Raw genomic sequence first — 14,773 nt, 5'->3', positions numbered from 1 at the left:
CCCTCCTTTCCCGATTTCACTAATTGGACTCTCCCTTCGAATAAGGGTTAGTCCGTGACTGTGTATGCTTCAGTACCGAAGTCACCTGAACACGAACGGTGCTTTCTGCAAAATAGCGGTTCCATTCAGGTGAGAGTTTTTTCCACTGTTCAGGATGGCTTTTCTCCAGTGCATGGCCTAGGCCGAGTACATCACTACGGCTACGCTGAACCTCCTTAACCGTTGAAGTAATCACTTTTTTTGTTTCCTCTCCCCACTGTTTCTGCAAGCTATACATAACCTCTGGACTTTTTAAGTCAATCGAGCACTCGGCTTCCTGAATCGTCCCGGTCTGCTCCAAATTAATAACAAAAACCGGCTTCCCTTGCTCGATCAGACTGTGTACATGGGTTTTAGAATACAAGGTTTCGATTCCAATGATTTCACCTTTTTTGCCGCAGCTCAACGCGGTTTCAGCACTTTTCACCTTGTTATTCACCATAGATAGTCCCAACGCTTGGTCATCGTCCAGCCATTGGATGAGACGATCCTTCTGGAACACTCCCATACCCTTGATGCTAACAATCGCTTCGGGCAAAATACTATCCACGTTAGCCTTAAGGTGGGCCTGCTCCAAATTACCTTCTACTTCTACACCAGTAAGGACAGGGCCACTACCTTTATTGGACATACTCCGGATAACATCGTCTAGACTCACTGCGTAATCCCCGGCGTACATACGCTGGGACGCTTCCAGCTTACCCGAGATATCATTAGCAGGAATACGACCGATGGCGGTCATGGATGCCAGTACGTTCTTGGCCGTTTCACCGCGTGCTACCAGCATTTTCATCGTTAGTCGGGGCTCCGCAGCCCTTTCCAAATAATCCAACGTATCCCCGATACCACGTCGAGCCAGCTTTTCTCCAAAAACGACAATCCTCGCATGGGCCAGAGAAACTACCCGCGGAATCTTCTGTGAAGCTTTGCGAATTACTTGAAAAAGGTTGCTTCCCTTTTGCTGATACAGCACGACTGGGGTATTTCCTCGGGCCTTAGCCCCGGCAATTTCATCCGCTACGATAATCTGTAGGGAAACCTCATAATCCGATTCCCCATCCGCATCAATGCCTATAGCCGCGACTACTGCCCGCTGGTTCAACTCCACTGAATCCCAGCAGCCAGAGAGAAGCGGCATGACTAGTAGCCCCACCAAACTCAGCACCCATATTCTCCATTTAAAGGTTACTGCGCTTCGTTCACTCCCCTTCTCCAGATACACCCTGAGCGCCCCCCTCCCGCATCGGTGAAGTTTTATCGGAAGGGGAAATCCCGCTTCCATCCTTCATTCGTGTCTGATTCGTTGATGTAATACTTTTAGGACGTTTCCGCATCATCCAAAACGGCATTCGCAATACGGCATCCTTTTGACTCTCCAGCACAAAAGGACTGAAAGGGGCCATGTAGGGCACCCCAAAGGAGCGAAGGCTGTTCATATGAGCGATCAGCGCAATGAGCCCCAATGTAATGCCATACAGTCCCATAAATGCAGCCAGCACCATAAAAACAAACCGGAACAGTCTCCCGGCTACCGCCATGTTATATGTCGGAATCGCGTAGCTGGCAATCCCCGTCAGCGCTACTACAATCGTGAGCAGCGGAGTGACAATTCCAGCCTCCACAGCCGCTTGTCCCAATACAAGCGCACCGATAACGGATACCGTTTGTCCGCCCACACGGGGCATTCGAATACCTGCTTCTCGCAAGATTTCAAAGGTGATTTCCAGAATAAACGCCTCCAGAAATGCCGGAAAAGGAACGGATTCCCGCTGCGCTAGTATGCTGATGAGCAGTGGGGTTGGTATCATTTCATAATGATAAGTGGTTAAAGCGATGTAGAGAGAAGGCCCCAAAATCAGAATAATAAAGCTGATATATCGGATGAGTCGGACGACAGTCGCCATGTCGTAACGTTCCGAATAATCGGAAGAACTTTGAAAAAATTGAGCAAATACAGTAGGCATCACCAGTACAAATGGATTTCCATCCACAATGAGTGCCACCCGACCCTCCATAATGTTGCTGCTAATTGTATCTGGTCTTTCTGAGTTGTAAATTGTCGGAAATGGTGTGAGATTTTGATCCTGTATCATCTCTTCTACCATGCCTGACTCAAATATGGCGTCAATATTGATGGCTTTTATCCGTTCGCGAACTTCATCTACAACACTTGAATCTGCAATATTCTTCATATATAGTATGGCCACATTCGTGAGGGACGTACTTCCCACTTTGAACATCTCCATCGTAAGATCGGAGCTTTTAATCCGCCGACGTACAAGAGAGATGTTCGTGAACAGGGATTCCACAAATCCGTCCTTCGGCCCCTGGACGACAGACTGTGTGGAGGGCTCGTTAACCGCCCGCGTCTCTCCTCCACGTGTGCCGCATGCGATGGTTTTTATACAGCCTTCCAGTAAAATGATCGTATCTCCCATCAAGAGTTGTTCCATCATGGAATTCCAATCATCGCACTCCTTCACTTCACCCAGTTCCAGCGCGTGAGCCTGTATTTGATTGTAAAGCTCTTCTGCACTTTCCACCTCAGCAGCCACCTCGGCAGATGGGCGGCTAAGCAATGATTTCATGACGAGTTCATTCACCGTATCCGTCTTGACCATACTATCTAGAAATACAATAGCGGCGGGCACATCCGCCTTCAGTCCCACATTAAAACGGCGAATCAAGAAGTCTGGGCTGTTTGACGTCGATTCCTTAATTTGCTGCAAGTTGGTATCCACATGAGCCTCGATCTTTAAAGAACGTGAAGAATTTTTATTATTCTTGTCTGCACCCGACTTTTTATTATGTTTGCGATAGGGATAGCGAATCATGAGCAAACCTCATCTCCAGTAAGGCAGCAATAGATACCGCCTATTTTTCCTTATTCTTGTATCTTTGGAGTATGCTCAATCTATTCCCAGTTATGCACCAAACACGTGAACGAAACGTTATAAGCGCATCAGCGTAATAAATTTCAATAAATTCTTCATTTTCAAGCTTAATGTCAGTTTTTTTGATAAAATGAAGAAATATGCCTCTCGGGAGGGTTAGCATCTTGTTCAGTACGTTTTTTGTAAATACCTGTATCCTTGTCACCTTTTTGTACATAACTGGCCTCATATCACAAAGATATAAAATCCGTCTGCACACCTTGAAGCGTAAGATACATTGGATCGGAGGCGCCCTTTTTGGGTGCTATGGCATTGTTATGATGTACTATTCAATTCCAGTAGGATTTAATACGATTGCCGATCTTCGTCATTTGGCCATCGTAGCTACCGCAACGTACATCGGCGCCCCAGCAACGCTCATGGCTACCCTATTTATATGTGTAGGTAGATTATTGCTGTTTGGTATCAACACTCAAGCCAGCGTAGGTGCTATTTTTATGATGCTCGTTGGGCTGGGGTGCGCTTTATTGTCACATCTGTCCTGGTCACGTTTACCCAAGCTGATGATTATGAACGTTTTTGCTATGGGCATTATATTCTGTTCCCTTATGATTAATTTGAAGAATCTTGATGATGTTCTGCACGTTTATCCGCTCCAATTATTCATATCCATGATCGGCGGATGTCTTCTGTACCTCATTGCTGAATCTATCAACACATCCAATGAGCTATTACTTCGACTGGAGCATACCTCCTACACAGACCATCTCACTAATTTAAGCAACAGAAGACAGCTTGAGTTTTCATTGGAAGAGAAGCTCCCTCAAGCTCGTCAACGTCATGAGCACTTATCTGTACTGGTGTTGGATATTGATCACTTCAAGGAAGTCAACGACACCTATGGGCATGCGGCAGGAGATGCAGTGCTGCGCCAGCTTGGGCAGATTCTAATGGAAAAATGTCGTCCTAATGATGTAGTCACCCGCAGCGGGGGGGAAGAATTCACCGTGCTTTTGCCAAATTGTGCTTTTCGGCAAGCGTTGCGCATAGCTAATCAGATTCTTAGTGGAGTAAATCAGCACGAGTTTATTTTAGCGGACGGTCTTGTTCTTAAGGTCACGGTGTCCATCGGTGTGACGACATTTCCTGGTACCGGGGAAGATATGTCCGGGGCAGCCCTGTTGGAGCAGGCAGATAAAGCACTATACGAAGCTAAAAATGCAGGACGTAACCGGGTTTGCTCATATGAAACATAATTTGAGGCATGACCATTTCATAGAAATAGCCGATACAACCCTCTTTTGAGAGTCGTATCGGCTATTATCATTTTGAATGAAATGTGTTAATCCCTCTGGGAAGGAGACTTGGCATCCTTATCTTCATTATGATTGCATTTTCCCACCACGAGTGATGTACGATTGGCAAGCGAAGCCAGCGTATGGGACCCCCATACTTCCAGCATACGTCGTTCGCTCTCGGCTAAAATTTCGGATACGGCTATCGCCAACTCCTCACAAAAAGGATTGGTTTCCGGTTCATGCATCATACCCGGGAAAATCGGATCACATATTTCAATGGCGTGGTATATATCAGCAAGTGTAATATGGTCGGCCGAACGGGTAAGCACATAGCCTCCCTCACGACCTTCGCGTGCTGCAATCAAATCTGCCTGTACAAGTCGCGTCAGCACCCTGCGCACCAAAGTGACTTCGCAGTCAATGGAACGGGCAATAGAACCGCTGGCACAGAGTTCTCCGTGCTTTTCCAAATAGACAAGCGCCTTTACCGCCACCCCAAGCCATTTGGGCGTTGCGGTGCGTAGTCGTTTTTCACTATTCAAATGAGATGACACCCCTAAGCTGTAGAAACTTCGTTGAATGCATTGTACGTGATGTCAGAAGTAAGTTCAAGCCTGAAAGCCGGAATCCTCTGTAGCATTAGCGCCCAAAGTAAAATGAGCTAGCCGCACTTCCCCGCTCAACAACAGGTATACATCACGTGTGCCAGAGACTGAATGTACCGCTTCCGAAAGCGTAACCCATGCTTGCGCCCCTCCTGTATTGCCCACGTTCACACGTGCCACAGCTTCGCTGTCCGGTGCATCCAAACGCAACTCAATTGTGGCATCGCTACTGTTGCATGACACGCGACACTGAAGCTCGACCACACTCACCGTATCCATGTCTACGCCATGAAAGGCAATCCAACCGGAACGTTGAGGTGTGCGCGGACGTACACAGGCCTCCCTTTGCTCCTTGCTTTCATCCAGTACGATGTCGGAGCAATTATCAAAGTTTTCAGCGCGGATACTTCGTCCAGCTTGGCGTGGTGGAATAACTTCGCCACGAACGTACACAGGGTGCTCCAACCGGATATCCGCTGAGGAAGCGCCTGCCAGCAGTGTATATTCACCCGATTCAACGCAATAGCAATCCCGTGTAACATCCCAAATCGCCCAATCCTTCATCCGAATCGTAAAGGAAACCGTTCGCGTCTCACCTGCCTCTAAGCGAATACGTTGAAAACCGCACAATGTCTTCAATGGTCGCTTTACTCGTGAGGCACCAGGCCGTACATAGAGTTGTACAACCTCTTCACCAGCAGCTACCCCCCGATTCGTCACCTCTACCCACACCTGGAGCGTATCCACGGCATCCAGTGCAGCAATAGACTTTACGCTATCCTTTGGTGCATCCGTACGCAGGTCATTATATTCAAAAGGCGAATACGTCAATCCATGGCCAAACGGATACAAGGATTCACCTTCAAAATATTGATAGGTACGACCGCCGCGAATAATATCGTAATCTTTGATGTCGCCCAATTGATCCTCGCTCTGAACCCAGGTCATGTTCAAACGCCCCGCTGGCGCGTAATCTCCAAATAACACATCCGCTATTGCTGTACCATGCTCTTGTCCCGCATGAGACGTGTATACGATCGCTGGAATATGCTCCTGAACCCAAGGGATGGCAAATGGATAGCTGCCCGTCAGAACCACAATCGTATTCGGATTGACACGATACACTTCCTCGATAAGCCGTTGCTGGGAAGCTGCCAGTTCCAAGCCTGGGCGGTCATTCTCTTCCTTTCCATTGATGAGCGGGTGATTTCCAACAAATACAATTGCTGTATCTGCCGCTTGCGCAGCGGCTATCGCTTCCGCTAAACCATCTGACACCGTCTCTACCTGGAATGTTTGGCTCTGTCCTAAAAATGTCGAGGATGTCGAGGCGTTACTCTCTACAGCGTTAAGTGCAGATTTTTCAGCCTCCACTACCTTTAATGAGCCCTCCGTTCCGGCAATCACTGGTTTGCCATTCCATGTTGTCCACAGATGCTCTCCTTGTCCAACAGGAGTCAGCCCAAAGACCTCTTTGACATACCAGCCATACGCTTCATCAGCTGTAACACGGAGCGTTTCCTCATCACTCGTCACGTAAGTACCCAGATGCTCATCATGTAACGTCACACTGCCATAGCCCCAATCCGTCATGGTCAATACTGTGGGCTCTCCATCCTGGGACAGGCGCATCTCACCGGAAGAATCGACTGTGAGCTTCGCTCCGTCATTCACCGCCGTCAAGATCACGCGTTTCTTACCGTCACGGTACACGACGCGTTCCTTTGCGTCCTCGCCTTCCAGCTTGGCACGAATCGCCTCCAGCGGTGTAACCCGGTAGGGCAGCGTACCGGAATACCAGTCGCGGTACACCTCATTGCCATGCGTACCAATGACCGCTACTTTGCCACACCGGGCAGGGTTCAATGGCAAGAGTTCATGCTCATTTTTAAGCAGTACGATCTGCTCCCTCGCCGCACGCAACGACAATTCACGGGCTTGCTCTGTCATGAGAGCTTCCTCTCCGATCGAGGCATAGGGATTGTCTGCCGCCGGGTCGAATTCCCCCAAACGAAAACGGACACGGAACGTATGGAACAATGCCCGATCCAAGTCTTCTTCTTGTAGCATTCCTTGCGCCAAAGCTTCTCGAATCGCCTGCTTGGAGAGCTCCGCATCATCTGTAATGCTGTCAATTCCCGCCCGAATAGATTCGGCCACGCCAGGCGTATGGGAATCGTAATACTGATGATCGTTGACAATCCCCATGACATCACCCGCATCACTTACAACAAAGCCGTCCATCCCCCATTCGTCCCTGACAATATCGTTAACCCCATGATATAACGTAGCAGGCGTTCCATTAATCAGGTTGTAAGAAGTCATCATCGACTGTGCGCCGCCTTCCGTAAAAGGCTTTTCAAAAGCTCTTAGGTAATATTCTCGCAGGTTTCGCGGGTCTATACTGGAGGAGCCACTTCCCCGATCCACTTCATTGTTGTTACCCAGAAAATGTTTTAAAGTGGCAACCGCTTTCAAATATACCGGATGATCCCCCTGTATCCCCTTGACTAACTCCTTTGACAACTCTCCCGTCAAATACGGATCTTCACCGTAAGCTTCCTCATTGCGTCCCCATCTCGGGTCACGCTCCATATCCACCGTAGGTGCCCACAGGGTCAGACCGTTTAATTTTGGATCACGACGATAGTAAACACGTGCCTCATCTGCGATAACAGAGCCGATGAGGCGCATTAATTCCGTATCCCAAGTACATGCCAATCCTACAGGCTGAGGAAATGAAGTCGCCTCACCTAACCACGCTATCCCGTGTGCCGCTTCCGTACCGTGCTTATAAGCTGCGACTCCCAATCGGTCAATGGCCGGCTGGTATTGCAACATGGATTCAACCTTTTCCTCCAAGGTTAGTCGCGACACAAGATCCCGTACACGCTCATCCAGATGAATCTTCGGATCTTGAAATAAATATTCGATACCCGTTGTTTCATGACTCATATCCGTCATCTCCTTAGCTTAATTAAGATGATAAAAAGTTCATTTATGAAAGCGTTTTAATATATCATAGCTAAAAAGGGGTACCCCGGCAACAATACGGAAAACATCCTATACTGGTTGAAAGAGAGACCGCAGCATAAAGACAAAAAAAGTTGTATTTTACCTTCAATATACAAAGCTAAAAATAATATTTTTTGGTATAATCAGGATATATCATTGAAGGAGGAAGCGCTAATGAAAAATACCGGAATGACAAGGCCTCTGGATCAATTGGGGCGGATCGTACTCCCTAAGGAAATGCGCACTACAATGGATATCAATATCGGTGATTCACTTGAATTTTTCGTAGATGAAGAAGGGTTTGTACTAAGAAAATACACCGGTGTCTCCTGCAAATTTTGCGGCGCAGTGGATCATTTAACTTATTTTCGCGACAGCTTTATTTGCGCAGAGTGCATCCAGGTATTAAAGACCGATGAAAATGTGCATGCCACAAGCACCGATGCTATCCAGGCTCAAGAAGATTCTAAGCCGACCCGAACCAATACAACCTGGCAACCCAAGCAATCTAGAGTGCAGCAAGGTGAAATGGTAAAAAAGCTACGCAAGCTGATTCAGGAACACCCGAATCTGCCACAAAAAGTATATGCCGAAATGCTAGATATTTCCCAAGGCCGGGTGTCCCAGTTGAAAAAGCTACTCTAAACCTTCCCAAAACAATATCCCAAGATCATATACTATGTACTCGCAAGCCTATCATTTTCATCGCAACTACGATGGCCAGATATAGAGTAAGGTGCATATCCGCGGATGTGTCCCTTACTCTGTATCTGGCTTTTTTATGCTGCCCGCTTCTACCAATGTGACAATAGTCACATACTCTCAATGTATACGTATATACAATATATAGATCGAAACAATTGGTTAACACAAGATATCATCAATATGTTGTTTTTGTGAAAAATATATATATTTTACTATATGGAGGGTTTTACGATGAAGGTGCTGGAGGAACATCAATTATACGACATCGGCGAGCGGGTCATTGGGGCACAAGATCTGGACATGCTGCGGGAGAATGCAAATTTGAATGGAGAATCGTTCAGCGGCAAAATGAGCAAGCTTGGGTCCGAGTATGCCAAATGGTATGCGCGCCTGCGGGTACTTCCGCCTGAACTGACGAACGCAATTGACCACGGATATGTATATGTTCACGATTTGGACCAATATGCGCTCGGAACTACAAATTGTATCTTTATCCCGTTTGGTCGTTTACTGCGAGACGGCTTCAATACAGGCAACGGCTCTGTGCGCACACCGCAAACGATTATGTCCGCTATGGCACTGGTCGCCATTATTTTCCAATCTCAGCAAAACAGCCAATTCGGAGGTGTCTCCGCCAACAAAATAGATTGGGACCTTGCCCCATACGTTGCCCGGTCCTTCCGCAAACATCTGCGCAAAGGACTTCGGTTGTTCGAGGAAGAGATAGAATCCCATCTGTCTGACGACGAACTACATATGGCCAATCCCCATTTGCAAGAAGTCTGCCCTCGTTCATACGCATTCGCACGCGAAGAAACGGAAACGGAAACCCGGCAGGCTGCTGAATCGCTCATTCATAACCTGAACACCATGAGCAGTCGGGCAGGTGGACAGATTCCATTCACTTCACTGAATTACGGAATGTGCACGTCTGCTGAAGGACGGCTTGTTACTCAATCGCTGCTGGAGGCCACTATTCGCGGCTTGGGCAGCGGGGAAACTCCTATTTTTCCGCAGCATATTTTCCAATGTAAAGAGGGAATCAACCAGGCAGAAGGCGACATCAATTATGATTTGTTCTTACGGGCGGTAGAATGCTCTAGCAGACGGATGTATCCCAATTTTGTGAATGTGGATGCTACCTTCAACTTGCCTTTTTACCGTGCTGATGACCCGGATACCATTATAGCGACAATGGGTTGCCGTACCCGCACCATTTCTGACCGTTTCGGTAGAAACCGGCAGAGTGGCAAGGGAAATCTCTCCTTCAATACCATTAATCTGGTGCGGCTTGGGATTGAGTATGGTATTTGCACAGGCAAACGCCTGACACCTGACCGTGATCGCTTTGATGCGAGACTGGAAGAAGTTATGCGCATTGCGGTGGATGGCCTAATCCATCGCTATCAAATCCAGACCAGCCAGCCGGCCAAAGCTTCGGACTTTATGATGCGCGAAGGGGTATGGGAAGGTGGAGAAGAACTGGCGCCAGATGATAAGGTGGGAAGCGTACTAAAGCACGGTACGCTTTCGATCGGGTTCATCGGGCTGGCTGAGTGCATGAAGGCACTATACGGGAAACACCACGGGGAGGATGATTTCGTATACCGCGAGGCACAGCGAATCATCACTTCCATGCGCGTGTATTGCGATCGAATGAGTGAATATCACAATTTAAATATTACATTGTTCGCTACGCCTGCCGAAGGTCTGTCGGGCAAGTTCACATTGCTGGATCAACGTGATTTCGGAATTATTCCCGAGGTAAATGATCGAGAATATTACACGAATTCTTTTCATATTCCCGTGTATTATACGCTCCCGGCTGCTCGTAAAATCAGCTTGGAAGCTCCGTTCCATAACCTCTGCAACGCTGGTGCGATTTCATACATCGAGCTGGATGGTAACGCGCGGAATAACCCGGATGCGTTCCTTAAAATTGTTCAGTACGCGCTGCATCAGAACATTGGCTACTTCTCCATCAACCATCCGGTGGATCGTTGTACGGAATGTGGTTATGAAGGGATTATCGGGACAAGCTGCCCCCAATGTGGCACAGATGAGGAGCACACACACTTTCAGCGCTTACGTCGGGTAACCGGATATCTGACAGGAGATTATACCGTTCGCTTTAATGCTGCAAAACAGGCAGAAGTTCGAGACCGGGTGAAACATAAGTGAATTTGTGTGGCTACATTCCGGAATCTCTGAACGAAGGATACGGCCTGCGCACCGTCGTGTTCATTAGCGGTTGCCGTCATGCCTGTCCCGGATGCTTTAATCCAGCGTCGTGGAGCTTCCGTGCAGGTGAGCCATTTACACCCCAACGACAACAGGAAGTCATTCGTGACATCATGGATAATCCGTTGTTGGACGGACTGACTCTCTGCGGGGGAGATCCGTTTTTCTCAGCAGCAGAATGCTCGCAATTTGTGCGTGACTTCCGCGAGGCCTGTCCCGACCGAACCGTGTGGGCTTATACTGGCTTTGTCTATGAAGATTTACTCACAGATCAGGAGCGACAGGAGCTAGCACTTTTGTGCGATGTGATTGTGGATGGTCGTTTTGTAGAACAGCAAAAAGACCTGACCCTTCCCTTCCGGGGCAGTCGCAACCAGCGTCTGGTAGATGTAAAAGCCAGTATTCAGGCAGGCTATACCGTTGCATTGGCTTAACGCGAAGTTTACCCGGCAAGATGCTATATATCTAAGACAAGTCCCCATCATGGGTAAGGCTTGTCTTTTTTTCATATAGCTAACTGTTTCCATTGGAGTTTCTATTGCGCATCCTGTAAGTTTCACTTATGATGGTGAACAAGTATACGAGTGCATAATTATTCGTCATACCTTAACCGCATAGCTTGGAGATAGGTGTCTGTTCTATTCAGATCAGGCTTAAAAGGGAAGCCGGTGCAAATCCGGCACGGTCCCGCCACTGTAAACGGGGAACTTTCAGCTGTTCATATATCCACTGGTCCACAGACCGGGAAGGAATGCTGAGAGTCATGATCCGTAAGTCAGGAGACCTGCCTATTTTAACAACATCGCAAGTACCTACGGAAGATAGGGAGGTGTTAAGAGCAGTCGCCGTATTTTTGATTTTTTAATCACGGAGGCATTCTTTCCCCTACTTATTTTTAACTCTGGGGGAAGAATGCCTTTTTTGGTACGTAAAAATAAAACAGCTACCCACTAGGAGGAAAAGTACATGTCCATTATTGAATGGCCTGAATTGTCCGGCTTGATTAGCAGTAATCTGGGATATCCGCGTATCGGCGAAAACCGGGAATGGAAGAAAGCACTGGAACGCTTCTGGAACGGCAGCATTAACGAAAGCGAACTGCAGACGGAGATGAAAAGATTACGGTTGGAGCATCTGAGCAAGCAGCGTGACAAGGGGATTGATCGCATTCCTGTCGGAGACTTCTCCTATTACGATCACATGCTGGATACATCTGTAATGTTCGGTCTGGTACCCGAACGGTTCAACCATCGTCCCGCAGGTCCGGTTCCTCTGTCCGTGTATTTTGGGATCGCTCGTGGACAGAAGGGAGCAACCGCCAGTGAAATGACCAAATGGATGAATACCAATTATCACTACATCGTTCCTGAATTGGCAAACGCAGTCCCGGTGTTCACTGAAAATAAACCCTTACAGGCTTATCGTGAAGCAAAACGAGAACTAGGCATTGATGGGAAACCGGTCCTCATCGGCCCCTATTCATTCGTTACCTTATCCAAAGGCTATGATCGTAAGGATTTGGCCACCATCGTACGAAGCTTCCTGCCACTGTACACCCGTATCCTGTCTGAACTAGCGGCAGAAGGCGTTCAGTGGGTCCAAATCGATGAACCTGTCCTAACCACCTCATTCCCGGCAGAGGATTTGGACATTATTCAGGAAGTCTATGAAGCTTTGACTCAAGCTGCGCCCTCCTTGAATATAATGCTGCAAACCTACTTTGGCAGCCTGGACCATTATGAGCGTCTGTCCGCACTTCCGGTACAGGGATTGGGTCTTGATTTTGTGTATGATGATGGCGAAAATCTTCAGCATATATTGCAGCATGGCTTCCCTAAAGGAAAAACGCTGGGCGCTGGGGTTATTGACGGGCGCAATATATGGCGAAGCGACCTGAACGCTGTGGCTGCCCTGCTGGGTCAGTTAGCAGAACAAACCACTGCCGCACAGCTTATCGTACAGCCATCATGCAGTCTGCTGCATGTGCCAGTCAGTCTGGAGGCAGAGCACAAGCTGGACAAGGAGCTGGTGCAAGCGCTGGCCTTTGCCGATGAAAAGCTGGAGGAAATCGCCGTCCTGACGGCTGCACTTGGCAAACACGATCCTTCCGCACTCGCCAAGCTTGAGCAAAGTGCGGATGCGGTAGCCCGTTTCAACAGTTCAGCGGCACGCGTACAGACAGCTGCCGATCTGGCCGACCTGTTGGCAAAAGAGCCTCTGTCACGCAGCGTTCCTTTCGCCGAGCGTCGTGAGATTCAGCAAAATAAGCTGAAGTTGCCTCCACTGCCTACGACGACCATTGGTAGCTTCCCGCAAACCGCCGAGATCCGCAAGGCCCGCCTGCACTATCGCAAAGGAGAATGGTCAGCCGAGCAATACCGGGCGTTCATCCAACAGCAAATTAAGGAATGGATTGATATTCAAGAGGACATTGGCATTGACGTGCTTGTTCATGGGGAATTTGAGCGGACCGATATGGTTGAATTTTTTGGCGAAAAGCTGAACGGCTTTGCTTTTACGCAAAACGGATGGGTGCAGTCCTACGGCTCCCGCTGTGTCAAACCGCCGATTATATACGGAGACGTTTCCTTTGATCAGCCCATGACCGTGGAAGAAACGGCATTCGCCCAATCGTTAACTTCCAAGCCTGTTAAGGGAATGCTTACAGGCCCTGTGACCATTTTGAACTGGTCTTTTGAACGTAACGATATTCCTCGTAGTCAAGTTGCTTTACAGTTGGCTCTGGCATTACGGGCAGAGGTAGAGGCACTGGAACAAGCGGGCATCGGCATGATTCAGGTCGATGAGCCTGCAATTCGTGAAGGGCTTCCACTGAAAAAAGAACAACAGCAAGCCTATCTGGACTGGGCGGTTCAAGCCTTCCTTGTGACCACGGCCACCGTTGAACCTGCGACCCAAATCCATACGCACATGTGCTATTCCGAATTTCAGCATATGATTCAGTCCATCTCCGATATGGATGCCGACGTCATATCTATTGAAACTTCGCGAAGTCACGGAGAACTGATCGTCAGCTTTGAAGATCAGGTATACGACAAGGGCATCGGTCTGGGCGTGTACGATATCCACAGTCCGCGCATCCCCGATGTATCTGAAATGCTAAGCATGATCCAGCGTGCTCTGCGCGTACTGCCATCAGATTTGTTCTGGGTTAATCCGGACTGTGGTCTGAAAACCCGCACCAAGGAGGAATCTATCGCCGCCTTGCGACTAATGGTACAAGCGGCTCAAGCAGCCCGGGCTGCATTGGCTGTATCCAACTAATCTTTTTATCGTATCGAATCGCACCATCATTTCACCATATCCTATTCCCCTTTCCGGCCCTTTTTGCTAAAAGCCGGGAAGGGGGATTTATTCTAGGTCATATAATGTATAAACGCCTTGAATATGCTCCATTTTCATCTGCTTCATATGTACGCCTAAGCCATGTTCTTGATCCCAGGAGCAACTAAAATTCAAATACAGTTCATCCTTTGCCGATGAGTCGGAAATCAGTATAGACACAAGCTGTATTCGATCCAGCAATTGTTCCGGCCGCTCCACATAAGGCGCATATTCATCTGGGTCCTCTCCCCATATACTGTAAGCATTCCGGTACTTTTCCACTATGCCAGCATAATGATGGTGTATGGACTCCAACACTTGAGGATGAATAGCTGACGAATATTCCATATACTGCTCCCATGTGTTTTTTTGCAACTGTGTAGGTTCTTCTATAGTCTGTGCCTGTTCTTCGGAGTCAGCCCCCACGATAAATTCGACTTCTACTTCCGAGGGCTGCCCGCAAAAATTAAGATGTACTACACCACGCAGAACAATCTCCTCAGATACATCCCAAGACTCATCATCCTGTTCCAGTTCCATATACCAATTTTTCCAATCCACCCTTTACCCACCTCTTCATAAAAAGTAATATTTAACCCTATTGAATACTTTACAATCTATCATTTTAATG

Annotated in this window: 10 protein-coding genes and 1 riboswitch; of the genes, 5 read left to right on the top strand and 5 right to left on the bottom strand. The window is 48.0% G+C overall.

What is annotated here, in order from left to right; translation table 11 throughout:
- Positions 1-19: 19 nt before the first annotated feature.
- Positions 20-1,261, bottom strand: coding sequence for a Ger(x)C family spore germination protein (locus MKX59_RS02350; RefSeq protein WP_226887719.1), 1,242 nt, complete (start codon positions 1,259-1,261; stop codon positions 20-22).
- Positions 1,239-2,873, bottom strand: a complete 1,635-nt coding sequence (locus MKX59_RS02345) for a spore germination protein (RefSeq protein ID WP_068938996.1) — start codon at positions 2,871-2,873, stop codon at positions 1,239-1,241. The genes MKX59_RS02350 and MKX59_RS02345 overlap by 23 nt, the downstream gene beginning before the upstream one ends.
- A gap of 224 nt (positions 2,874-3,097) precedes the next feature.
- On the opposite strand from MKX59_RS02345, the gene MKX59_RS02340 reads away from it, so the two are divergent.
- Complete coding sequence (locus tag MKX59_RS02340) at positions 3,098-4,189, top strand: diguanylate cyclase (protein ID WP_068938998.1); 1,092 nt, start codon at positions 3,098-3,100, stop codon at positions 4,187-4,189.
- A gap of 86 nt (positions 4,190-4,275) precedes the next feature.
- On the opposite strand, the gene MKX59_RS02335 is transcribed toward MKX59_RS02340, so the two are convergent.
- Both MKX59_RS02335 and MKX59_RS02330 read right to left on the bottom strand, forming a co-directional pair.
- Complete coding sequence (locus MKX59_RS02335) at positions 4,276-4,773, bottom strand: Rrf2 family transcriptional regulator (RefSeq protein WP_025720321.1); 498 nt, start codon at positions 4,771-4,773, stop codon at positions 4,276-4,278.
- Between the two features lie 66 nt (positions 4,774-4,839).
- Positions 4,840-7,791, bottom strand: coding sequence for a glycoside hydrolase family 3 C-terminal domain-containing protein (locus tag MKX59_RS02330; protein ID WP_310168515.1), 2,952 nt, complete (start codon positions 7,789-7,791; stop codon positions 4,840-4,842).
- 234 nt (positions 7,792-8,025) lie between these two features.
- Here MKX59_RS02330 and MKX59_RS02325 point away from each other — a divergent pair, with 234 nt between their 5' ends.
- The 4 genes from MKX59_RS02325 (at position 8,026) to metE (ending at position 14,082) form a co-directional block, all read left to right on the top strand.
- On the top strand, positions 8,026-8,496 hold the full coding sequence (locus tag MKX59_RS02325; protein ID WP_023990816.1) for an AbrB/MazE/SpoVT family DNA-binding domain-containing protein: 471 nt from the start codon (positions 8,026-8,028) through the stop codon (positions 8,494-8,496).
- A gap of 291 nt (positions 8,497-8,787) precedes the next feature.
- Positions 8,788-10,737, top strand: a complete 1,950-nt coding sequence (locus MKX59_RS02320; RefSeq protein WP_028540758.1) for an anaerobic ribonucleoside triphosphate reductase — start codon at positions 8,788-8,790, stop codon at positions 10,735-10,737.
- Complete coding sequence (gene nrdG / locus MKX59_RS02315; protein WP_340857516.1) at positions 10,734-11,231, top strand: anaerobic ribonucleoside-triphosphate reductase activating protein; 498 nt, start codon at positions 10,734-10,736, stop codon at positions 11,229-11,231. Before MKX59_RS02320 ends, nrdG begins: the two co-directional genes overlap by 4 nt.
- A gap of 176 nt (positions 11,232-11,407) precedes the next feature.
- Positions 11,408-11,603: riboswitch (cobalamin riboswitch) on the top strand.
- Between the two features lie 160 nt (positions 11,604-11,763).
- Complete coding sequence (gene metE / locus MKX59_RS02310; RefSeq protein ID WP_053326322.1) at positions 11,764-14,082, top strand: 5-methyltetrahydropteroyltriglutamate--homocysteine S-methyltransferase; 2,319 nt, start codon at positions 11,764-11,766, stop codon at positions 14,080-14,082.
- An 87-nt stretch (positions 14,083-14,169) separates the two neighbouring features.
- Here metE and MKX59_RS02305 read toward each other — a convergent pair whose 3' ends face one another.
- The gene (locus MKX59_RS02305; protein WP_023990820.1) at positions 14,170-14,703 is read right to left on the bottom strand and encodes a DUF6985 domain-containing protein; all 534 of its coding nucleotides are present in this window, start codon (positions 14,701-14,703) and stop codon (positions 14,170-14,172) included.
- Positions 14,704-14,773 lie beyond the last annotated feature (70 nt).

The organism is Paenibacillus sp. FSL R7-0340, assembly GCF_038002205.1.
GTDB classification, from domain to species: domain Bacteria; phylum Bacillota; class Bacilli; order Paenibacillales; family Paenibacillaceae; genus Paenibacillus; species Paenibacillus polymyxa_B.
Note: the sequence above shows the minus strand (reverse complement) of the source record. Positions and strands in the feature narration are given on the sequence as shown.